This window comes from Streptomyces sp. WAC05374 (genome assembly GCF_004353505.1).
Lineage (GTDB): Bacteria > Actinomycetota > Actinomycetes > Streptomycetales > Streptomycetaceae > Streptomyces.
This window is the reverse complement of the sequence record NZ_SMNQ01000013.1, coordinates 102,726-123,429: the sequence shown is the minus strand read 5'-3', so window position 1 is coordinate 123,429 and position 20,704 is coordinate 102,726. Positions and strand designations below refer to the sequence as shown.

Annotated in this window: 20 protein-coding genes; 15 read left to right on the top strand and 5 right to left on the bottom strand. The window is 73.2% G+C overall.

Annotated elements, in window-relative coordinates; all coding sequences use genetic code 11:
* Positions 1-87: 87 nt before the first annotated feature.
* From E2B92_RS23200 to E2B92_RS23130, 15 genes are all read left to right on the top strand, one after another.
* The gene (locus E2B92_RS23200) at positions 88-1,332 is read left to right on the top strand and encodes a hypothetical protein (RefSeq protein ID WP_126886365.1); all 1,245 of its coding nucleotides are present in this window, start codon (positions 88-90) and stop codon (positions 1,330-1,332) included.
* Positions 1,333-1,424: 92 nt separating this feature from the next.
* Positions 1,425-2,510: a mandelate racemase/muconate lactonizing enzyme family protein gene (locus E2B92_RS23195; protein WP_126886367.1), complete on the top strand. Its 1,086-nt coding sequence runs from the start codon at positions 1,425-1,427 to the stop codon at positions 2,508-2,510.
* A gap of 97 nt (positions 2,511-2,607) precedes the next feature.
* Complete coding sequence (locus E2B92_RS23190; RefSeq protein WP_126886370.1) at positions 2,608-3,855, top strand: heparan-alpha-glucosaminide N-acetyltransferase domain-containing protein; 1,248 nt, start codon at positions 2,608-2,610, stop codon at positions 3,853-3,855.
* A 143-nt stretch (positions 3,856-3,998) separates the two neighbouring features.
* Positions 3,999-4,436 (top strand): holo-ACP synthase, encoded by a 438-nt coding sequence (acpS, locus tag E2B92_RS23185; RefSeq protein WP_126886372.1) that lies wholly within the window; start codon positions 3,999-4,001, stop codon positions 4,434-4,436.
* Positions 4,433-4,900 carry a hotdog domain-containing protein gene (locus tag E2B92_RS23180; RefSeq protein ID WP_235023938.1) on the top strand — a complete coding sequence of 156 codons (468 nt, stop codon included), beginning with the start codon at positions 4,433-4,435 and terminating at the stop codon, positions 4,898-4,900. Before acpS ends, E2B92_RS23180 begins: the two co-directional genes overlap by 4 nt.
* Positions 4,897-6,234, top strand: a complete 1,338-nt coding sequence (locus E2B92_RS23175; protein WP_126886373.1) for a beta-ketoacyl-[acyl-carrier-protein] synthase family protein — start codon at positions 4,897-4,899, stop codon at positions 6,232-6,234. The genes E2B92_RS23180 and E2B92_RS23175 overlap by 4 nt, the downstream gene beginning before the upstream one ends.
* Entirely contained in the window at positions 6,231-6,623 is a 393-nt protein-coding gene (locus E2B92_RS23170; protein ID WP_126886375.1) for a 3-hydroxyacyl-ACP dehydratase FabZ family protein, read from the top strand. Before E2B92_RS23175 ends, E2B92_RS23170 begins: the two co-directional genes overlap by 4 nt.
* Positions 6,620-7,909: a beta-ketoacyl-[acyl-carrier-protein] synthase family protein gene (locus E2B92_RS23165; RefSeq protein ID WP_126886377.1), complete on the top strand. Its 1,290-nt coding sequence runs from the start codon at positions 6,620-6,622 to the stop codon at positions 7,907-7,909. The genes E2B92_RS23170 and E2B92_RS23165 overlap by 4 nt, the downstream gene beginning before the upstream one ends.
* Before the next feature lie 14 nt (positions 7,910-7,923).
* Complete coding sequence (locus E2B92_RS23160) at positions 7,924-10,323, top strand: beta-ketoacyl-[acyl-carrier-protein] synthase family protein (RefSeq protein WP_126886379.1); 2,400 nt, start codon at positions 7,924-7,926, stop codon at positions 10,321-10,323.
* A complete protein-coding gene (locus tag E2B92_RS23155; protein WP_126886381.1) occupies positions 10,320-11,087 on the top strand; it encodes a 3-oxoacyl-ACP reductase family protein in 768 nt (255 codons plus the stop codon). The genes E2B92_RS23160 and E2B92_RS23155 overlap by 4 nt, the downstream gene beginning before the upstream one ends.
* Positions 11,088-11,230: 143 nt before the next feature.
* Positions 11,231-11,653, top strand: a complete 423-nt coding sequence (locus E2B92_RS23150) for an acyl carrier protein (RefSeq protein ID WP_126886383.1) — start codon at positions 11,231-11,233, stop codon at positions 11,651-11,653.
* 11 nt (positions 11,654-11,664) lie between these two features.
* Complete coding sequence (locus E2B92_RS23145) at positions 11,665-12,753, top strand: 3-oxoacyl-ACP synthase III family protein (RefSeq protein WP_126886385.1); 1,089 nt, start codon at positions 11,665-11,667, stop codon at positions 12,751-12,753.
* A gap of 14 nt (positions 12,754-12,767) precedes the next feature.
* Positions 12,768-13,280 (top strand): flavin reductase family protein, encoded by a 513-nt coding sequence (locus tag E2B92_RS23140; protein WP_126886387.1) that lies wholly within the window; start codon positions 12,768-12,770, stop codon positions 13,278-13,280.
* 123 nt (positions 13,281-13,403) lie between these two features.
* Positions 13,404-14,369 (top strand): ACP S-malonyltransferase, encoded by a 966-nt coding sequence (gene fabD, locus E2B92_RS23135; protein ID WP_126886389.1) that lies wholly within the window; start codon positions 13,404-13,406, stop codon positions 14,367-14,369.
* A gap of 145 nt (positions 14,370-14,514) precedes the next feature.
* Positions 14,515-14,721: a hypothetical protein gene (locus E2B92_RS23130; protein WP_126886391.1), complete on the top strand. Its 207-nt coding sequence runs from the start codon at positions 14,515-14,517 to the stop codon at positions 14,719-14,721.
* Here E2B92_RS23130 and E2B92_RS23125 read toward each other — a convergent pair.
* The 5 genes from E2B92_RS23125 to E2B92_RS23105 all read right to left on the bottom strand — a co-directional run bounded on the left by E2B92_RS23125 (position 14,710) and on the right by E2B92_RS23105 (position 20,673).
* Entirely contained in the window at positions 14,710-15,348 is a 639-nt protein-coding gene (locus E2B92_RS23125) for an RNA polymerase sigma factor (RefSeq protein WP_235023937.1), read from the bottom strand. The two genes, E2B92_RS23130 and E2B92_RS23125, sit on opposite strands and share 12 nt — an antisense overlap.
* Positions 15,349-15,629: 281 nt before the next feature.
* Entirely contained in the window at positions 15,630-17,126 is a 1,497-nt protein-coding gene (locus tag E2B92_RS23120; RefSeq protein WP_126886394.1) for a cytochrome P450, read from the bottom strand.
* Positions 17,126-18,520 (bottom strand): cytochrome P450, encoded by a 1,395-nt coding sequence (locus E2B92_RS23115; RefSeq protein ID WP_126886396.1) that lies wholly within the window; start codon positions 18,518-18,520, stop codon positions 17,126-17,128. The genes E2B92_RS23120 and E2B92_RS23115 overlap by 1 nt, the downstream gene beginning before the upstream one ends.
* Before the next feature lie 31 nt (positions 18,521-18,551).
* Positions 18,552-19,100 (bottom strand): ester cyclase, encoded by a 549-nt coding sequence (locus tag E2B92_RS23110; protein WP_160159778.1) that lies wholly within the window; start codon positions 19,098-19,100, stop codon positions 18,552-18,554.
* 46 nt (positions 19,101-19,146) lie between these two features.
* Positions 19,147-20,673 (bottom strand): phytoene desaturase family protein, encoded by a 1,527-nt coding sequence (locus E2B92_RS23105; protein ID WP_126886399.1) that lies wholly within the window; start codon positions 20,671-20,673, stop codon positions 19,147-19,149.
* Positions 20,674-20,704 lie beyond the last annotated feature (31 nt).

The window sequence follows — 20,704 nt, the reverse complement described above, 5'->3', positions numbered from 1 at the left end:
CGAAAGTAGAACTCCCGTCGACGGCCGTCAATCAGGCGTCACCGAGCAAGTCGCACCGGCGAGTCCACGGCAGAACGGAGACCGGCCATGCCGCTCACGGTCGGCGTGACAGGTCCCGAGGACCTGGTCCACAAGGTCGTCGCGGTCGGCGACCGCGCCGGATCGGCCCGGCTGCTGCCGCTGCCGTACCGTCACGAGGACGAGACCACCGACGTGGTGGTGGGCGCCCGGGCGCGGGTGGACGCGCTGCTGTTCACCGGAGTCGTGCCGCACGCGCTGGCCGAGGCGGCGGGCGTGCTGGACCGGCCGGCCATGTACGTGCCGTACAACGGCGCCACGCTGCTGCGGGCGCTGGTGGAGCTGCTGCGGCTCGGGCACGACGTGTCGCGGGTGTCCATCGACACGCTCCGCCGTGACGAGGTGCTGGAGACGATGGCGGAGGCCAAGCTGCCGACGGACCGGGTGCGGGTGCTGCCGTACCGGCCGGGGCTGACCTCGCAGGACATCGTCGACTTCCACCTGGAGGCCCGGGACGCGAAGAAGACGCGGGTGGCCATCACCTGCCTCGGTTCGGCGTTCCACGTGCTGGAGCAGCACACCCACGCGGTGCGCCTGGCGCCGTCCCGGCACTCGATACTGGCGACCCTTCAGGCGCTGGTGCTGGCCACGGCGGGGCGGCACAGCGGGGACGCGCAGGTGGCGCTGGGCATCGTCGACCTCCCGGGCGCGGCCGGGGAGGCGGACGCGCGGCTGACGGAGGACATACGTGTGCTCGGCGGCAGTCTGGCGGAGCTGCCGGACGGGCGGCGGCTGGTGGTGACGACGCGCGGGGTGCTGGAGACGGTGACGGAGCGGTTCACCCGGATCCCGTTCCTCGAGCCGCTGGCCGCCCGGCACGGCACGGCGCACGTGGGGTTCGGCGTGGGGCGTACGGCGGCGGAGGCGGAGGCACTGGCCCGGCGGGCCGTCGGCAGGGCGCGTGCGGTGGGCGGGGCGGCCGGGGTGGTGTCGATGGCGGACGACGTCGACATCGTCATCGCTCCCGACCCGTCGCTCGAGGCGGAGCCCGCCGGCCCGCCGGAGAGCCCGGCGCTGCTGGCCCGGCGGGTGGGCCTGCACCCGCAGACCCTGGGCCGGCTGCGGGAGCTGGCCGCCGAGGACAGAGGCGCGGGGGTCACCGCCCACCGGGTGGCCGAGCACCTGTCCGTGCAGCAGCGCACGGCCCGCCGCATCCTCAAGAAGCTGGAGCGCGCGGGCGTCGCCGTACCGACCGGCAGCCGTCAGGAGGGGCAGACGGGTCGCCCTCCGATCGTCTACCGGGTACACCTCTGAGCCAGGGCCGGTGTTTACGGCCCGGCCCGAAACCCCCCACTTGGCAGCCGCCGCGGCGGGAGCGCCGCCGGCGGAGACGAAGGAGCCGGCCGTTGAGGATCGCCTCGTTCCACACCCGTGTCGTCCGTGCCCGCTACCGCCGCCCGTTCGCGATCAGCAGCGGCACCAGTCCCGAACTCGTGAGCCTCCTCGTGGAGGTCCGGACGGCCGACGGGGCGTCGGGTTTCGGTGAGGCGTCGCCGATGACCGCGTACACCGGCGAGACCCTCGCCGGGCTGTGCGCGGCGGTGACCGAGCACGTCGGGCCGGCGCTGGTCGGCCGTGACCCGCGCGACCTGGCGGGGGCCCATGCCGCGATGGACGCGGCCATCCGGGGGCAGCACCTGGCCAAGGCCGCGCTGGACCTGGCGCTGCACGACCTGGCGGCGCGTGCGGCCGGGTGGCCGGTGCACCTGCTGCTGGGCGGCGGGCGGGTGGCCGGGCCGGTGCCGACGACGTGGGTGGTGGGGCTGGGGACGCTCGACGAGATGGCGGAGGAGGCCGCCCGGTACGCGGCGGCCGGGTTCCGGCACGTGAAGCTGAAGGGCGGGGAGGACCCGGCGCTGGACGTGGAGCTGGTGGCGGCGGTGCGCAAGGCGGTGCCGGAGTCGGTGGAGCTGTCGCTGGACGCGAACGAGGGATACGCGCCGGGTGAGGCGGCCCGTGCGGTGGGCAGGCTGGCGGACGCCGGGCTGGACCTGGTGGAGCAGCCGCTGCCGCGCTGGGACCTGGAGGGGATGGCGGCGCTGCGGGCGCGGGGCGGGGTGCGGGTGATGGCGGACGAGTCGGTGCAGTCGGCTCACGACGCGCTGGAGGTGGTGCGCCGGGGTGCCGCCGACGTGCTGAACATCAAGGTGCTGAAGGTGGGCGGGCTGTACCGGGCGCGGCAGGTCGCGGCGCTGGCCCAGACGGCGGGGCTCGCGGTGAAGGTCGGCACGATGCCGGAGCTGGGGGTGGCGACGCTGGCCGCCGCGCACCTGTCGGCGGCGCTGCCGCACGCCACGGTGCCACCGGACCTGGTGGGTCCGCTGCTGGTGGATCAGGAGCCGCTGGCGCCCGCGCCGTTCGCGGGGACGCCCGGGACGGGGCTGGTGGACCTGCCGGTCGCGCCGGGGCTGGGGCACGGGCTGGGCGGGTGAGGGAACGGGCGGTACCCCCCCGGCTGCCGACGCTCCTCCCCAGGCGTATACAAATAAACCGACAATAGGACGAAGAGCCCGGGGGCGGATCAGCACGGTGACCCACACATCCACGGCACGCACGGCACCCACGGCGCCGGCCACCACGACCGACGCGGCGCCCCGGACCCGGCTCACCAGCGTGGACGTCGCCCGTGCCATCGCCGTCTTCGCCATGTTCGCCGCCCACATCGGCCCGCCCGCCAGGCCCGAGGGTGCGGGACACCTGCTGGTCGCCCTCGACGGACGCGCCCCGGCCGTCTTCACCCTCATCGCGGGGCTCTCCCTGACGCTCTCGCGCGGCGGCACCCGGCCCCGCCCGCACCCGGCCGGCGCGTTCCGCTCCACCCTCGTCCGGTGCGCGGTGCTCGCGGCGCTCGGACTGGCCCTGACGGAACTGCGGTCGGGGATCGCCGTGATCCTGACCTTCTTCGCGCTGTACTTCCTGGCCGCCGAGCCGCTCGCCAAGCTGTCCACCCGGGCGCTGACCGCGGTCGCGGCGGTGTCGGTGGTCGCGGGCCCCGTCCTGTCGTACGTCCTGGGACCCGCCTTCGGCTACCGCGTCACCGGGCGCGGGCGCTACCCCGGCTTCGAGGCCGTGACGAGCTGGTCCGGCTTCACCGACGCGCTGGACACGCTGCTGCTGTCCGGCGCGTACCCGTGGCTGACGTACTTCCCGTACGTCGTCGTCGGCATGGCCCTGGGGCGCCTGGTGGACCTGCGCCGGGGCGGGGCCGCCCGGCGCCTCATCGGCTGGGGCGCGCTCGCCACGGTCGCCGGACACGGACTGTCGGCGCTGGCGCTGGGGCCCGGCGGCGGGCGTGCGGCGCTGCTGCGGGCCGTCGCCGAGAGCCACGCGTACGCGGTGACCGCCCCCGACCCGGTGCAGGCCGTGCTCGCCCGCCAGGCGGGGGCGATCCCCAGCACCTCCTGGGCCTGGCTGCTGGTGGACGGGCCCTACAGCCAGACCCCGTTCGAGACCGTCGCCAACATCGGCGCGAGCCTGCTCCTGCTCGGCCTCGCCGTCGCGGCCTGCCGCGCCAGGGCCCTGGAGACACTGCTGCGTCCGCTGGCCGTCGTCGGCACCATGGGGCTGTCGGTGTACGCCGTCCACGTCCTCGCGCGGGCCGAACTCCACCCCCACCACGGCTGGCCGGCGCTGGGCGCCTTCTGCGGGGTCTCGCTCGTGGCGTGTGCGCTCTGGGCGTTCGTCTTCCGCGCCACGCCGCTGCGGCGCGGGCCGCTGGAGTGGGCCCTGCACGCGCTGATGCCGCGAACGAGAGGCCCTAGGTTCAGGGCGTCCTAGCTCCGCGCGCGACAACCGTCCGATCGCCTCGTCCACCACCGTGGGCGGGGCGATCGCCGTTTTCCGGTTCCGCGTGCCCTGTATCCACGGCCCCCCGGCCGGGATCTGGACGGGCAGTGCTGGAACGAAGGACGGAGGAGCCGGTGACGACGCGGATCGCCGTGGGAGTGGATCTCGTACCCGTCTCCCGGGTGGAGCGGCTGCTGGCCGACAACCCGGCGGCGGAGCAGGACATCTTCACCCCTCGTGAGGCCGGCTACTGCGCTGCCAAGCGCAACCGCCCGGCCCATCTGGCGGCCCGGTTCGCCGCCAAGGAAGCCGTGCTGAAGGCGCTGGGCACCGGTCTGGGACCGGGGATGCGGTGGACGGACGTGGAGATCGTGAACACGCCCCTCGGGCAGCCCCGGGTGCGGCTGAGCGGCGGAGCCGCCGAGCGGGCGGCCCGCCTCGGCGCCTCCTCCCCCGAGATCTCGCTGTCCCACAGCGGGGACTACGCCATCGCCCACGCCGTGATGTTCCTCCAGACCACCACCGGCCCGGACGGCGCCTCCACGGACGACGCGTCCACGGACGAAGGATGACGATGCGTTTCCACCTGATCGACCGAATAGACGCCTGGGAGGCCGGGCGCAGCATCAGCGCCCGGAAGCTGACCTCCCTGCTGGAGGACCACTGGCGGGACGAGGGCGCCGGACCGCAGATGCCCGCGCCCCTGGTCCTGGAGGCCCTGTGCCAGGCGGGCACCTGGCTCATCATCGCCACCACGGGCGTGCGGCGGCGTGCCGCGCTGCTGTCCGTGGACGGCATCTCCTTCCACGGGCCGGTGCGCCCCGGGGACGTGCTCCGGCTGGAGGGCACGGTCGAGTCGCTGAGCGAGGAGACCGCCGTCCTGTCCGGCGTCGCCTCGGTGGACGGCCGGACGGTGATGGAGGCCGACGCCGTCATGTGCGCCCTGCTGCCCGCGGAGGACCTGGAGGAGCCCGGGGACACCCGGCGCATGCTGGACCGGCTGCTGCGGGTGCCGGTGACGGGCGGCCGCCGATGAGGAGGGTGGCCATCACCGGGATCGGCGCGGTCACGCCGCTCGGTACCAACGCGCGCGACACCTGGCGGGGCCTGGCCGAGGGCCGCAGCGGGGTGAGCCGGCTGGAGACCTTCGACGCCTCGACCTTCCCGGTCCGTATCGCCGGGCAGGTCAAGGACTTCGACCCGGCGTCGGCCGGCACCGCCCGGCAGCGGCGCCACCTGTCGCGCGCCGCGCTGTTCGCCGTCGCCGCCGCCCGCGAGGCGCTCGAGGACGCCGGGGGCTGGGAGGAGCTCGACCCCTACGACCGGGGCGCGGCGGTGGCCGGTACGGTCGGCAGGCCGGAGCTCCAGGAACTGGTCGACATGTCGCACCAGTTGACCGAGAGCGACTTCCACGACCTGTACCGGCAGGCCCCCGGTGACGTGCTGCTGCGCAACCAGAACGTCGGGGTCACCGCCGTGGCCCGGGCGGGCGGCTGCCAGGGGCCCGTGATCAGCGTCAGCACCGCGTGCGCGGGCGCCGCGCACGCCATCGGCGAGGCGTACCGTCGCATCCAGGACGGCGAGTGCGCGCTGATGCTGGCGGGCGGGTTCGACGCCCTGACGACCTGGATGGACGTCCTCGGGTTCTCGCTGCTCGGCGCGGTCACCGACCGCTGGAACGACGAACCCGAGCGGGCCTCCCGCCCGTTCGACGCCGAGCGGTCGGGGTTCGTGCTCGGCGAGGGCGCGGTGATCACCGTGCTGGAGGACTGGGACTCCGCGGTGGCCCGGGGCGCCCGCATCCACGCCGAACTGGTCGGCTACGGCTCCACGCTGAACGCGTACCGGATCACCGACTCGCCGCCGGACGGCGGGGGCGCCATCTCCGCGATGCGCGACGCGCTGGCGGAGTCGGGGCTCGGGACCGACGGCATCGACTACATCGCCGCGCACGGGACGGGCACGCCCGGCAACGACGCGAGCGAGACGGTCGCCATCAAGGAGGTCTTCGGCCCCCACGCGCGCACCCTGTGCACCAGCTCGCCCAAGTCCATGACGGGGCACCTCACCTCGGCCGCCGCGGGCGTCAACCTCGTCGCCGCGCTCGGCGCGATCCGCGAGGGGCTGGTCCCGCCGACCATCAACCTCGAGCACCCCGACCCGAAGCTGGACCTCGACTACGTGCCCAACACGGCGGTGCGCCGGCCGGTGCGCGCGGCCATGGTCAACGCCTTCGCGTTCGGCGGTACCAACGCCTGCTTCGTCGTCCGGTCCGCGTCCGATTCCCCCTCCGCTTCCGCTTCCGGTTCCGGTTCCGCTCCCACGTCCACGGACGCCGCCGCCGACGCCCCCGAAAGAAGGGCAGCATGACCGCTCTCGACAAGATCCTGCACCTGACGCCGGGCAAGCGGGCCGTGGCCGTCCGCAACGTCACCGGCACCCTGCCGGTGTTCGACAGCCACTTCCCGCGCTTCCCGGTGCTGCCCGGCGTCCTGATCCTCGACGACATCGTCCGCACGGCCCGGCTGGCCGCCCCCGACGCGCCCTCCGGCACCGTCTGGGCGCTGGCGGACGTCCGGCGCGTGCGCTACCGGCACTTCGCCGAGCCCGGCGACCAGCTCGAGATCACCGTGGACGTCACGGAGGCCACCGAGACCTCCGTCACGGCCCGGGCGGCCGTGAGTGTGGCGGGGCGGGACATCACCACCGTGCGGCAGTTGCGGCTGGAGCCGGCCGGCGGCGGGCGGGAGGCATCATGAGGCGGGTCGCCGTCACCGGTATCGGTGTGCTGACCGCGCTCGGCGAGGGCCGGGACGAGACGTGGAAGGGGCTGCTGGAGGGCCGCTCCGGCATCGGGCCGATCCGTGCCTACGACCCGTCCTCGCTGCGTACCCGGATCGCCGCCGAGCTGCCGGACTTCCGCGCCACGCGCTACGCCCACCGCAGGTCGCTGCGCATGACCACCCGCAACGACCAGCTCGCCGTCGCGGGCGCCGCGCTGGCGGTGGAGGACGCCGGGCTGGACCTGGAGGGCTCGGGCCACGACCCGGAGCGCGCCGCGGTGTTCGTGGGCGGCAACAAGGAGATCTCCAACCCCGAGCACCTGCTGACCGGCAGTCTGGCCGCCCGCCGCGAGGACGGCACGGCGGACGTGCGGCAGCTCGGCGAGCGGGCGTCGTCGGCGTTCTACCCGCTGTACTTCGTCGAGGGCCTCCAGTCCGGGTCGCTGTTCCACCTCAGTCACGCCCACGGGTTCAAGGGGGCCAACTCCTACTTCCACGGCACCGCCGACGCCGGTGCGACGGCGATCGCGCGCGGGTTCCGGTCCATCCGTTCCGGCGAGTCCGACGTGGTGATCGCCGGGGGCTTCGACGACGCCTCCTCGTGGTGGGTGATGTCGAAGATGGACGGCCTGGGCGTGCTCACCACCGACAACGACCGGGGGGCCGGGGCCTTCCGGCCCTACGACCGGGACCGCGGCGGTTCCGTGCTCGGCGAGGGCGCCGCCTTCCTGGTCCTGGAGGAGTGGGAGTCGGCGCGGCGCCGCGGGGCGCGGGTGTACGCGGAGATCCGCGGCGCCGGGACCACCCAGGACCCCGACCTGGTGTCACCCCGCGAGGACGGCCGGCCGCTGGCCGAGGCCGTGCGACGGGCGCTGCGCGAGGCGTCCGTGACGGCCGGGGAGGTCGACTACGTGGCCACGCACGGCTGTGCCACCCGGCTCGGGGACCTGACCGAGGCACGGGCGCTGACATCGGTGTTCGGCCGGGATGCGGGCGTGGTGGCGAGCAGCGTGAAGCCCGCCACCGGCCATCTGGTCGCGGGGGCCGGCGCGTTGAACGCGGCCGTGTGCGCGATGGCGATCGACGGCTCCGCCGTGCCGCCGACGCTGCACCTGGAACGCACCGATCCCGGCTGCGCGGGGATCGACTGGGTGCCGGGCCAGGCACGGGAGTTGCGGGTGCGCACCGGTGTGGCGCTGGCCCGTGGGCTGGAGGGCCAGCAGGTGGCGCTGGTGCTGAGCGCGCCGGCGGTCGAGGCGTAGAGGGGGACATGATCATGGACAGGGAACGAGGAACCGCCGAGGGCGTGACCGTGGTGGGCGTCGGCGCGATCACCGCGCTGGGCCCCACGGCCGGGCACCTGTGGCAGGGCGCGCGCGAGGGCCGGGTCGCCATCGATCCGGTGCAGGCGCTGCCGATGGAGGGGCTGTCCACCAAGCTGGGCGGCGAGGTCACCGACCCGGTGGAGCCGGGGCGGGCGTACCGCAGGCCGGAGGGCTTCCGGGAGCGGGCGATCGAGCTGGCCCTGGTGGCGGCCGAGGAGGCGATGGCGGCGCTGCCCGGGGGGCTGGTGGCGGCGGAGCGGTTCGGTGTGGTGCTGGGCACGTGCAACGCCGGTCTGCTGTCGGGCCGGGAATGGCTGCGGGCCGGGCACGAGGGCGAGGCCCCGGCGCCCGAGCTGCCGGCGCTGGTCACGCCCCAGGCGCTGGCCGAGTCGGTGGGCGCGGCGTTCCGGCTGCGCGGCCCGGTGCTGGCGGTCAACACGGCGTGCGCGTCCGGTGCCAACGCGATCGGGCTCGCGGCCGACCTGCTGCGGCGGGGCCGTGCCGACGCGGTGCTGGCGGGCGGCAGCGACGCCTTCTCCGACGTCGTCTTCGCCGGCTTCCACGCCTTGCAGTCGCTGTCGCCGGAGCCGGCGGCGCCGTACTGCGCGACGCGGCAGGGCCTGTCGCTGGGCGAGGGCAGCGGCATGGTGGTGCTGGTACGCGCCGGCTTCGCCCGCGAGCACGGGCTGACGGGGCTCGCCGACATCGCGGGCTACGGGCTGTCCGCCGACGGGTTCCACGCCACCGCCCCGCACCCGGAGGGCAAGGGGGCGGCCCGGGCCATCGAGGCGGCGCTGCGCCACTCGGGCGTGGCCGCCGACCGGATCGGGTACGTCAACGGGCACGGCACCGGGACGCCCAAGAACGATCCGGCCGAGACGCGGGCCATCACGCTGGCGCTGGGCGAGGAGCAGGCCGCCCGTACGGCGGTCTCCAGCACCAAGTCCATGATCGGTCACCTGCTGGGCGCCGCCGGGGCCGCCGAGGCCATCGTCACGGCGTACGCGCTGGCCGAGCGGACCGCGCCGCCCACCGCCTCCTTCACCACGCCCGACCCGGACTGCCCGCTGGACTACGTCCCGGGTGCGGCGCGGCCGCTGTCCACGGGGGCGGCGCTGTCGAACAACTTCGCCTTCGGCGGGGCCAACGCCGCGCTGGTGCTGACCCGGACGGAGGACGGTCACCGTCCCCCGCTGCCGGACACCGACCGCGTGGTGGTCACCGGCATCGGGCTGCTCAGCCCGGCGGGCGGGTCGGCGGCCGAGGTGTGGTCCGCGTACGAGCGGGGCGAGAGTCCCGTCGACTGGGCCGGCGGGATGCCGCTCGGCCGGGTGGACTTCGACCCGGAGCCGTACCTGACGAAGCGTCAGCGTCGCCGGATGGACCGGCTCGGACAGCTCGGCGTGGCCGCCACCGTGAAGGCGCTCACCGACGCGGGCATCGCGCCGGGCGGCGCGGAGGCGGAAGCGGCCGGCATCGTCTTCGGCACCGGCACGGGCCCCATGGAGGCCATGGAACGGTTCACCGTCCCGCTGCTCGCCGAGGGACCGGCCGCCGCCGACCCGGCGGTGTTCCCCAACACCGTCTACAACCAGGCGGCCGGCCAGATCGCCATCCACCTGGGCCTGCGCGGCCCCACGTCCACCCTGTCGGTGGGCCACGCCACCGGCGCGGCGGCCCTCGCCTACTGCGCCGACCTGCTGGCGGCCGGGCACGCCGACACCCTGGTGTGCACCGTCACCGACGCGCTCACCGAGCAGGTGGCCCGGGCGTACGCCACCGTGGGCGCCGCCTCCACCCGGGCGCCGGGCGCGCCGGCCGACGGCCGGTTCACCCTCGCCGAGGGCAGCGTCGCGGTCGTCCTGGAGCGCCGCTCCCACGCGGTGGCCCGGGGCGCCCGCATCCTGGGCGAGGTCCTGGGGCAGGGCATGGCGTCGGACGCCAGCCGGGCCCGGCTGTGGGACCCGCGCGGCCGGGGCCTGGAACGCGCGATGCGGACGGCCCTGGACGACGCGGGGATCGCCCCGGAGGGGCTCGGGGCGGTCTGGCTCGCCTCGGCCGGGCTGCGGGTGGCCGACACCGCCGAGGCGGAGGCGGTACGGCGGCTGCTCGAAAGCTGCCCGGTGCCGCCCGCGCTGCACGCCCCGAAGACCGTGCTCGGTGAGCCCATGGGCACCGGCGGGGCGCTGAGCCTGGCGCTGGCCCTGCACGACGGCGGCTCCGGTGACCGGCCGGTCCTGCTCAACAGCTCCTCCCTGGGCGGCAGCCATGTGTCGCTGGCCGTGCGCCGCGCCGCCCCCGGTGAGGGCACCCGTACATCCCACGTCACCCCGACAGGAGAGACCCGATGACGCTCGAAGGACAGGTAGCCCTGGTGACCGGCGGTTCCCGGGGCATCGGTGCCGCCGTGTGCCGCCGCCTGGCCGCCGACGGCGCCGCCGTCGCCATCAACTACCGCAGCTCGGAGGGGGCCGCCAAGGAGCTGGCCGACGAGATCGAGGCGGCGGGCGGCCGGGCCCTGGCCGTGCCCGGCGACGTCGCCGACGCGGCGCAGGCCGAGGAGATGGTGCGCCGGGTCACCGAGGACCTCGGCGGACTGGACGTCCTGGTCAACAACGCCGGGGTCGCCCAGGACGCGCTGATCTACAACATGGGCATGGACGACTGGCTGGACGTCATGCGCGTCAACTTCGGCGGGGTGTTCCACTGCACCAAGGCCGTGATGCCGCACTTCATGGCCAGGGGCAGCGGCGTCATCGTCAACGTCTCGTCCGTCATGGGCGAACGCGGCTGGATCGGCGAGTCCAACTACGCCGCTTCCAAGGGCGCGGTCAACGCCTTCACCCGCTGCTGCGCCATGGAATCCGCGCGGTTCGGCATCCGGGTCAACGCCGTGCTGCCCGGCTTCGCGCCCACCGACCTGGTGGCGGGCCTGACCGAGGGCGCCACCGGCCGCTCGATCAAGAAGCAGATCCCCATGCGGCGATTCGGCGAGGTGGAGCAGATCGCCGAGGTGGTGCGCTTCCTGAGCGGCCCGGAGTCCTCGTACATGACCGGCTCGCTGGTCAACGTGGACGGCGGCGCGATGACCGCGCTGGGGCTCGGCCGCCCGTGACGTCACGCCGCCGGGGCGCGGGGTGTATCCACGGCCCCCTCAGGCGGATCTCAACCATGACAGCGGGCCGGCGCCGCCCGCCCACCCCCCACAGCACTTCCCTTTCACCCGGCTCTGTGCCCGGCTCACCTGGAGGACATCTCATGGACCGCACCACCATCGTCGACGCCGTGAACGACGCCGTCATCGACGCCCTCGGCGTGGAGCCGGAGGAGGTCACGCCGGACGCCACCCTGCTGGACGACCTGGGCGCCGAGTCGATCGACCTGCTCGACATCCTCTTCCGGCTGGAGCGCTCGCTCGGCATCAAGATCCAGGCGGCGGAGCTGGCCGCGTACGTCCAGGGCGGCATCCCGGACGAGGAGTTCGGCGACGAGAACGAGATCGTGTCGGCCGTGGGCCTCGCCCAGCTCAAGAAGGTCATGCCGCAGATAGACGTCGACGCGCTGGCCGGCACCCTGCACGCCACCAAGGTCATGGGCCTGTTCACGGTGGACAACCTGGTCGCCCTCGTCGCGCACCGCGCGGGTCTCGGCGCCGCCGAGACCGCCGGCGCGGCCGCGTGAGGACGGCGCCCGTGACCGCGATACACATCATCGGCACCGGCGGCTACCAGCCCGGTGAGCCGATCTCCACCGAGGAGATCGCGCGCCTCGTCGGCCCGCTTCCCGACGAGGTGCGCGAGGGCCTCTCCATCGAGCGCCGCTTCTGGATGATCGACCCCGCGACCGGCGAGCACCGCGAGAACAACTCGGACATGGCCTACAAGGCGGCCGTCCGGGCCCTGGACTCGGCGGGGCTCGAGCCGGGCGACGTGGACCTGCTCGTCCTGGCCACCGGCACCCCGGACTTCCCGCTGCCGCCGCTGGTGAACCTGGTCCAGGAGCGGCTGGGCCTGGCGCGCTGCGCCACGCTGGAGCTGCGCTCCGGCGGGGCGGGCGTCGTCCAGGGCCTGGACATCGCCCGCATGTACCTCCAGTCGGGCGTCTACCGCACGGCGCTGGTGATCGGCAGCGAGGCCATCTCGCCCGTACTGGCACCGGTGTTCCTCGGCAAGGACCCGAACAAGATCCGCATGCGGGACCGCATGCCGGTGTACATGTTCGGCGACGGCGCCGGAGCGATCGTGCTGCGGGCCGAGGAGGGCGCCACGTCGGGCGGGCTCCTCGGGGCGTCGATGGAGGCGATCGGCGGCGACCGCAAGGCGGGCATCCACTCGGTGGGCGGCGGCACGCACGCGCCGATCCACGAGCAGCTCAAGGCCAAGCGGCTGGTCGACCTCAAGGTCGACGTGGTCGGCGCCGGGGACTTCACCCCGGTGATGGTCACCGAGGCGATCAGCAGCACGCTGCGGCGCAGCGGTGTGGACGTGGAGAGCGTCGACCTGTGCCTGGTCCCGGAGGGCAACGTCGGCTGGATGCTCGACTCCCTCCAGGAGCTGGGGCTGGACACCGCCGACTGGAAGGCGCTGGACGGCAAGATCATCGACAGTCTGTCCACGATGGGCGCCGTCGGCTGTGCGGCGGTCCCGCTGTTCCTCGACGACGCCTGGCGCAGCGGCCGGGTGCGGCCGGGCGACCGGCTGATGCTGGTGGGCGTCGAGTCCACCAAGTGGATCTACGCCGGTGCGGTCGTGGACTGGACCGCGCCCGCTCCCACCGCCTGAGGAAGGAGCCGGCCATGACGTCCCATCAGCCCGCCCCGGTCGCGGAGGTCGGCACCGGGCGGTTCCGGCAGGCCATGGGGCGCTTCCTCACCGGCGTCGCGGTGGTCACCTCGTCCGGCCCCCAGGGGCCGCACGGCACCACGATCAGCTCGCTGGCCTCCGTCTCGCTCGATCCGCCGATGCTGCTGGTGTGCCTGAGCCGGCACTCGTACGGGGCCGAAGTGATTCGCTCCTCGGGGACGTTCACCGTGAACGTCCTGGGGCGGGACCAGTCGGAGCTGGCGGGCTGGTTCGCCACTCCGGGCAGGCCGCGCGGGGCCGCCGGCTTCGCCGGGGTGGCGCACCGCACCGGCAGCACGGGAGCGCCGGTGCTGGACGGCGCGGTGTCACACCTGGACTGCCGGGTCGCCCAGCGGGTCGTGGCGGGCGACCACACCATCTTCATCGGCGAGGTGGCGGAGGTCGGGCTCGCCGCCAGCGCCGACCCGCTCGCCTACCACCAAGGGCAGTTCCTGCACCTGCCGTGAGCTCCTCCGGGGCGCGCGCGAGGGGCCGGCGCGCGGTTCGCGCCGGCCCCTCGCGCCGCCTCCGGGCCCTGCCACCCGAGAAGACCGCGGGACGAGACCGCGACGACATCCAGGGAAGTGACCATGAACGACATCGCCTTTCTCTTTCCCGGCCAGGGGTCCCAGCGCCCCGGCATGGGCCGCGACCTGGTGGCGCGCCGCCCGGACCTGGCCGACCGGTACTACGGGCCCGCCGACGAGCTGCTGGGCTTCGAGCTGTCGAAGCTCTGCTTCGAGGGCTCCGCGGAGGAGCTGCTGCCCACCGAGATCACCCAGCCCGCGGTGTTCCTCACGAGCATCGCCGTCCTGGACGTGCTGCGCGGCCACGGTGTCACCCCTTCGGTCGCGGCGGGGCACAGCCTGGGCGAGTACACGGCGCTGGTCTGCGCCGGCGTGCTGGCGTGGCGGGACGCGCTGCGGTTGGTGCGCCGGCGGGGCGAGCTGATGGCGCGGGTGAACGAGCGCACGCCCGGCGCCATGGCCGCCGTCATCGGGCTGCCGGCCGCCCGGGTGGAAGAGCTCTGCGCCCGGACGCGGGAGCGCACCGGTGCCGTGGTGGAGATCGCCAACTACAACGACCCCGCGCAGCAGGTCGTCTCCGGGGAGCGGGACGCGGTGCGCGAGGTGGCCGCGGCGGCCAAGCGGCTCGGTGCCGAGCGGACCGTCGCGCTGAACGTGGGGGCGCCCTTCCACTGCACCCTGATGGGCGAGCTGGAGCAGGAGTTCGCCGCCGAGCTGGACGCGGTGGAGTTCCGGGACCCGCGACTGCCGGTGCTGGCCAATGTGACGGCGTCTCAGGTGCGTACCGGTGCCGAGGCCAGGGACTGCCTGCGCCGGCAGCTCGCCGGGGCGGTCCGCTGGGAGGAGACGCTGCGCGCCATCGCCGGCCGCGGCGTGACGTCGTTCGTGGAGGCCGGGCCCGGCCGGGCGCTGAGCGGCTTCTGCCGCACCACCCTTCCCGACGCGGCGTGCCACCCGGCCGGTGAGGCACGCCGCATCGACCGGTTCCTCAATTCCTGGCAGGGGCTGGGCAGTACGCCGGTCGAATGACCATCTCCGCAGTCGCAGCGGAAAGCCGCGTCCCGCGAACGAGCCTACTCATCGGTATTGCCGTTCGCGGGACTTTCACTTACGCTGCATCTAGTTAAGCGGCGAACTATGTGGTGGGGGTGCGGAAAAAGTGGAAGAGAGCGACATGGAAGCCCTGACCAAGCTTGCCGATGCCGTCGGACGGCCTTCCCCCGCAGCGCTCGAGAAGGCCAAGGCACTCTTTCCGTTCATCGCTCAGGAATCCGAGTTGCAGGAATCCGCGTTGCGGGATTCCGGGCTGCGGGAATCCGGGGCGGACGACCGGGAGCCGGTCGCGGTGTCGGAGGCCGGACAGCCGGAATCACACGGCTGAGGACCGCAGTCCGGCGCTGCTTTCCAGGGCGTAGGCCCGCAATCCCATTTTTTTGATCGCGTCGAACAGCACCTTCGCCTGTTCCGAGCGGTCCGCCTCGCGCTCCAGAGCGCGCTGTAGGTGCTTGAGGCAGCGGGCACGGATCGGCCCGATGGAGCCGCGTGCCATTCCCAGCGTGGCGCTCACCTCGTCGTACGACATCGGCGGGTCGGCCACCAGCAGACCCAGCAGCGCCTGGCACTTGGGCGAGAGCGAGCAGAAGGCGTGCAGCACCTCGTCGCGCCGCTCCTTGGCGAGCGCGGACTCCTCCGGCTGGTTCGCCGACGGCTCCGGCCGGTCGAACACCTCGGGGTCCTCGATCGGCGTGCTGCGGCCGCCCCTCTGGATGTGCTTGAGGCTCTCGCGGCGGGCCGCGACCGAGATCCAGTGGGCGAGCTTCTCCGGGTCCCTCAGCTTCCCCAGGTGCTGGATGACCCTGAGCCAGGTGACCTGGCTGACGTCCTCGCAGTCCGCCGGTCCGAGCCGGTGGCCGCGTGCTATCGCCCATATCAGCGGGGTATAGCGGTCGACGATCCTGTTCCAGCTTTCCTGACTGCCGGCCAGGCACTCGTCGACGAGCGTATGCAAAGGTACAGCTTCCACGTACATCCCCCGATAGTTATGTGGAACGTGTGCTTCCTTGTTCTTCTCGCCCTGCGGTGACTCCCCGTTCTGTCACCACTCGTTCGCAAGACCCCCTGAGAAGCTCTTGACGGTGGCTCAATAACCACCATCCGGACTGCTACAGGTGTTAACTATACGGTGCTGCTCCGGCATTGTGTCAACGGCCGAAATGGCTCCTTACAACTGCCTATGCCGGAGGTCCGGTTGCGCGGGCGCGCAACCGGACCTCCGGCGGTTTCGCATTTTCAGCGGGCAGTCAAGCCTCCGGATTCCGCCGTCGCTCGGCTGTAGGGACACCCGGCGGCCGGTTCCGGTTCCACCACGGGCGCCGGGGGTGCCGGCGGTGGCGGAACCTCGCCACGGGCCGTCACGGGCCGCAGCGTCATCCTCATGCCGTACTTCGCCCGCAGGGAGATGTCCGGCTGCATGACCACGGGGTGCCCGGGGACCATGTCCAGGTGGAAGCGCTGGAGGATCGACGCCACCACGATCGTCAGCTCCATGGTGGCGAAGGCCAGCCCCACGCAGTTGCGCGGCCCGGCGACGTACGGCATGTAGGCGTACCGCGGCCGGCCGGCCGAGCGCTCGCGCGTGAACCGCTCCGGGTCGAAGCCCTCGGGGTTGTCCCAGAAGGCCGGGTTGCGGTGCGTGATGTACGTGCTCAGCAGCAGGAACGACCCGGCCGGGATGTCGTACCCGCCGAGCACGTCGTCCTCCAGCGGCATCCGCGCCACCTGCCACAGCGGCGGATAGAGCCGCAGCGCCTCCTGGATGAACATCTTGAGGTACTTGAGCTGCGGCAGGTCCTCCTTGGACGGCGGCCGGCCGCCCAGGACGGAAAGCACCTCCGCGCGGGCGCGCTCCGTCTCGGCCGGGTGGGTGGACAGCAGGTGGCAGATCCACGACAGGGTGGCGGCCACGGTCTCGTGCCCGGCGATGAACAGCGTCACCACCTGGTCGCGGAGCTGCTCGTCCGTCATCAGGTGGCCCGTCTCCGGGTCCGGGGTGCGCATCAGCGTGGACAGCAGGTCCTCGTCGTCCTCCGGCTCCCCCTGCGGCCGCCGGCGGCGTTCGGCGATCAGCCGGTACACCGTGTCGTCCAGCAGCCGCCGCGCCTGCCGGAAGCGGCGGTTGCGCGGGGTCGGCACCCGTTCCGGGATGTCGGCGACGGCGATCAGCTTGCTGTTGATGTGCTCGAGCTGGGCCCCCACCGCCCGGCCGAGCCGGAGCGCGTCACGGGACCAGTCGGCCCGGAACAGGCACCGGGCCAGGATCTCCAGGGTGAGGCTCTGCATCTCGGTCCGGGCGTCGATCACCTCCCCGTACCGGGCGACCCGCTCCCACCGGTCCAGCATCCGCGCCGCGCTGTCCACCATCACGCCGGCGAACCGCTCCAGCGGCTCCTTGCGGAAGGTGGGCGCGACGGTGCGCCGCTGCGCCCGCCACACCTCCCCCTCGGTGGTGACCAGCCCCTGGCCGACCGAGACGCTCACCTTGCGGTTGAAGTCGTCGGGATGCGGATAGTTGGCGAAGTTGTCCACCAGGATGTGCCTGAGGTGGTCGGGATGGGTGACCAGCACGACCGGCACCGGGCCCCGGAACTGCACCAGGTCCCCGTGGTCGCGCCACGCCTCGACGAACGTCCGCAGCGGGTCGCGGCGGAAGTCCAGCGCCGAGCCCAGCAGCGGCAGCCCGCGCGGCCCCGGCGGCTGCCGCCTGCCCGCGGCCGGGCGCCCCGGCATCACCGGGCTCCTTCCGCCGCGCCCTTGACGTGCTCCAGCCGCATCGGCATCCCCCCGCGCGGGTACAGGAAGACGTTCGACGTCGGCTCGCAGACGTGCCCGCCCGCCAGCGTCAGCCGGTACGCCTGGAGGATCCTGGCGATCACCAGGGGGGCCTCCAGGACGGCCACCGAGGAACCCGGGCACAGCCGCGGGCCCCGGGAGAAGGGGACGTACGCGTACAGCGGCGCGCCGCCCGTGGCGCTCTTCTCGAACCGCTCGGGCAGGAAGCCCTCCGGGTTCTCCCAGAACTTCGGGTGGCGGTGCATCAGGTAGGGGCTGATGAAGACCTGCGACCCGGCGGGTATGTGGTACCCGCCGATCTCGTCGTCCTCCAGGGGGCTGCGCGACATCGTCCACACGGACGGGTAGAGGCGCAGCACCTCCGAGTAGAAGGCCTTGAGGTAGCGCAGCCTGGGCAGGTCGGCCGCGGTCGGCTCCCGGTCGCCGCACACCTCCGCGATCTCCGCCCGGGCCCGCCGCTCGGACTCCGGGTGGCGGGACATCAGGGAGAACGCCCACACCAGGGACAGTGCCGTGGTCTCGTAGCCGCCGAGGAACATGGTGACGACCTCGTCGCGGAGCTGCTTGTCGGACATCCGCTCACCGGTCTGCTCGTCCTGGGCGTGCAGGAACCGGGTCAGCAGGTCGTCGGGGGCGTCGCTGTCCCGGCGCCGCTCCTCGATGAGCCCGTAGACGAAGGAGTCCAGGGTGGCGCGGGCCTGGAGGAAACGGGTGCGGGCCCGGCTGGGCAGCGACTGCGGCAGCTCGACGAACCGCTGGAGGCGCACATTGGTGTACGCGTTGCAGATCCGCACCGCGCGGGCCAGCTCGCCCGCCCGGTCGCTGACGTCGGTACTGAACAGCGTCCGCATGACGATGGTGAGCGCCAGCCGGAACATCTCGGGGGTGATGTCGAAGGTCTCCTCGCGGGTGGCCTTCGGGTACCAGTCCCGTACGAGGTCGTTGGTCGCGTCGACCATGGCGGGGGCGAACCCGGAGATCCGGGACCCCTTGAAGGCGGGCTGCGCGAGCCGGCGCTGGCGGAAGTGGAAGTCGCCGTTGCTGGTGAACAGGCCCTGACCGACCCAGGGTTCGAACTTGCCGACCGACAGCGGGTCCTTGGGGTAGTTGGACTGCCGGACGTCGAGGACGTGCTTGATGTGGTCGGGGTGGACGATCAGGAACAGGGTGCGCTTGCCGGGCAGGCGGAAGCGGACGATGTCGCCGTACTCGCGCCAGGCCCGGGTGAAGGTGCCGACCAGGTCGCGGACGAGGTCGGGGCCGCAGCCGACCACCGGATAGCCCTGCGGGCCCGGGGCCTGGCGGACGCGGCCGCTCAAGGTCAGACTCATGGTGGTGCCTCGCTCTGCTGGTGGCCGGCCGTCAGCGGTTGCGGATCCTGTGCCTGGCGACGTGGAGGATGTTGCCGAAGGTGAGCTTGAGGATGCTGCCGGGGCCGCTGCCGGGCTCGGGCGCCATGCCGACCTGCTCGACCATGGAGGCGGTGCTCTCCTCGTGCCACAGCTCGGCGAACTTGCCGTCGCGCACGAGGTGGAAGTCCAGGCCCGTCATCGTCATCCGGCGGCCGGTGCCGGGGAAGCCGTACAGCTCGCCGTGGAAGGTGCCCGTGGCGGTCCACCGGTCGATCACCTTGTCGCCCATGACGACCACGTCGTCCAGGAAGAACCGCAGGTCGGGGAAGGCGTCGTGCATGAGCTGCACGGCGGCGCGGTGCCCCGCGGGGCCCTGCGGGCAGCCGGGCAGCGGCATGTGGTCCACCCAGTCGGAGGCCAGCAGCTCGCGCTCGGTGGCGGCGTCGTTCTTGTCCCAGACGTCCTCGATGTAGCGGCGGGCCATCTCGTGGTACGTCTTGTCGAGCGAGCCGTCGACGTTGGCGTGTTCCCGGGTGTCGATGTGTGCGGGACGCGACATCATCGGTCCTTTCGGTAGCGGTGTGGGTATCGGCGTGCGTGGTCGGTCACAGCTCGGGGCCCACGTCGGTGACCCCGGCGGCGCGCAGGATCTCCTGGGCGGTGTGGCTGCCGGAGACGATCACCCGCAGGGCGCTGGCCGCCTGGGCCCAGTGGCCTGACAGGTAGAGCCCCTCGATGGGGGTGCGGTAGGTCAGGCGCTTGCTGCCCGCCTGCGCCGGGGTGTTCTCCCAGCCGTACGCCGCGCCCCGGTGGTTGCCCGTGTAGCGCTCCAGCGTCAGGGGGGTCGCGCTGGAGACGAAGGTGAGTCCGTCCCTGAACCCGGGGTAGAGCCGCTCGATCAGGTCGAGGTACTTCTCCTCCAGCTTGGGCTTCAGCTCCGACCACGGCTCGGGACCCTCGTACGGGGCCAGTGCCGTGGAGGTGACCAGGTGCTCCCCGGGCGGGCCGAGGCTGGGGTCGAGCAGCGTCGGCACGACCACCACGGTGGCGGGGGCCTCGCCGCCGGAGAAGCCGGCGAAGGTGCGGTCGTGGTCGTGGCTGTCGTAGATGAACGTCTCGTGCGCGCCGCCCGCGGCCGCGATGTCGAGGGTCGTGGCCGCGTACACCACGAACATCGACATGGAGCCCTTGAGCGAGCGGAGCCTGCGGTTGTACGCCTTCGGCAGGTGCTCCAGGCCCACCAGGTCCTGGAAGGTGTGGGTGGCGTCGGCGTTGGAGATGACGACCGGTGCCCGCAGTTCCTGGCCGCCGGCCAGGACCACGCCCTCGGTCCGGCCGTCGCGGACCAGGATGCGCTCCACCGGGGAGTTGGTGACGATCTTGCCGCCGTTGCGCTCGATCGCCGTGGTGAAGGCCGCGACCAGGTGCTGGAAGCCGCCCTTGCAGTGGTACAGGCCGTGCATCTGGGTGAAGAGGAAGCGGGCGAACAGCTCGAAGGACAACTGCGAGGGCGGCAGGCCCATGTACGGCCATCCGGCGGTGCAGAACGCCTTGCAGCGCGGGTCCGTGATGTACCGGTCGAGGACCTCCCCGAGCGTGGACATCCGGTTCCCGAACAGGGTGGGGAACCGTTCCACCGCCTCGCCGAGCTCCTTGGGCGAGAGCTGCACCGGCACCTGGTGGGCCTCGGCGAGGAACCGCTCGCACAGCCCGAAGAAGCCCCGGATGCCCTCCTCCTCGTGCGGGAAGAGCCGGACGTGCGACTCGATGAACGCCTCGGCGCCGAAGGGCGCGTCCAGGACGTCGTCGTCGATGACCACCCGGTACAGGGCGTCGGACTCGACGAAGTCGCACATCTCCCGGACGCCGAGGTAGCGCAGCAGGACGTCGATGGTGCCGCCCTCGGCCGCGCCCGGTACGACGTGGATGGCCGGGTCGTAGTAGCGCTCGCCGGCCCGGAAGGCGTGCGCGTACCCGCCGATCCCGGCGGCGCGCTCGGCGACCAGGACCCGCCGGCCGAACTTCGCCAGGTGGGCGGCCGCCGCCAGGCCGCCCAGGCCGCTGCCCACGACGATGACGTCGTGGTCGGTGTCCGGCGTGGGCGGCTCTTCCGTCGGCTCGTGCATCGGCATGGGCTCTCCAAGGGTTCGAGGTGCGGTGGCT

Excerpts from the sequence above, each read along its gene's own strand:
- E2B92_RS23200 (WP_126886365.1), top strand. The coding sequence starts at position 88 with ATGCCGCTCACGGTCGGCGTGACAGGTCCCGAGGACCTGGTCCACAAG.
- E2B92_RS23180 (WP_235023938.1), top strand. The coding sequence starts at position 4,433 with ATGACGATGCGTTTCCACCTGATCGACCGAATAGACGCCTGGGAGGCC.
- E2B92_RS23175 (WP_126886373.1), top strand. The coding sequence starts at position 4,897 with ATGAGGAGGGTGGCCATCACCGGGATCGGCGCGGTCACGCCGCTCGGT.
- E2B92_RS23170 (WP_126886375.1), top strand. The coding sequence starts at position 6,231 with ATGACCGCTCTCGACAAGATCCTGCACCTGACGCCGGGCAAGCGGGCC.
- E2B92_RS23165 (WP_126886377.1), top strand. The coding sequence starts at position 6,620 with ATGAGGCGGGTCGCCGTCACCGGTATCGGTGTGCTGACCGCGCTCGGC.
- E2B92_RS23160 (WP_126886379.1), top strand. The coding sequence starts at position 7,924 with ATGGACAGGGAACGAGGAACCGCCGAGGGCGTGACCGTGGTGGGCGTC.
- E2B92_RS23155 (WP_126886381.1), top strand. The coding sequence starts at position 10,320 with ATGACGCTCGAAGGACAGGTAGCCCTGGTGACCGGCGGTTCCCGGGGC.
- E2B92_RS23150 (WP_126886383.1), top strand. The coding sequence starts at position 11,231 with ATGGACCGCACCACCATCGTCGACGCCGTGAACGACGCCGTCATCGAC.
- E2B92_RS23140 (WP_126886387.1), top strand. The coding sequence starts at position 12,768 with ATGACGTCCCATCAGCCCGCCCCGGTCGCGGAGGTCGGCACCGGGCGG.
- fabD (WP_126886389.1), top strand. The coding sequence starts at position 13,404 with ATGAACGACATCGCCTTTCTCTTTCCCGGCCAGGGGTCCCAGCGCCCC.
- E2B92_RS23130 (WP_126886391.1), top strand. The coding sequence starts at position 14,515 with ATGGAAGCCCTGACCAAGCTTGCCGATGCCGTCGGACGGCCTTCCCCC.
- E2B92_RS23120 (WP_126886394.1), bottom strand. The coding sequence starts at position 17,126 with ATGCCGGGGCGCCCGGCCGCGGGCAGGCGGCAGCCGCCGGGGCCGCGC.
- E2B92_RS23115 (WP_126886396.1), bottom strand. The coding sequence starts at position 18,520 with ATGAGTCTGACCTTGAGCGGCCGCGTCCGCCAGGCCCCGGGCCCGCAG.
- E2B92_RS23110 (WP_160159778.1), bottom strand. The coding sequence starts at position 19,100 with ATGTCGCGTCCCGCACACATCGACACCCGGGAACACGCCAACGTCGAC.
- E2B92_RS23105 (WP_126886399.1), bottom strand. The coding sequence starts at position 20,673 with ATGCCGATGCACGAGCCGACGGAAGAGCCGCCCACGCCGGACACCGAC.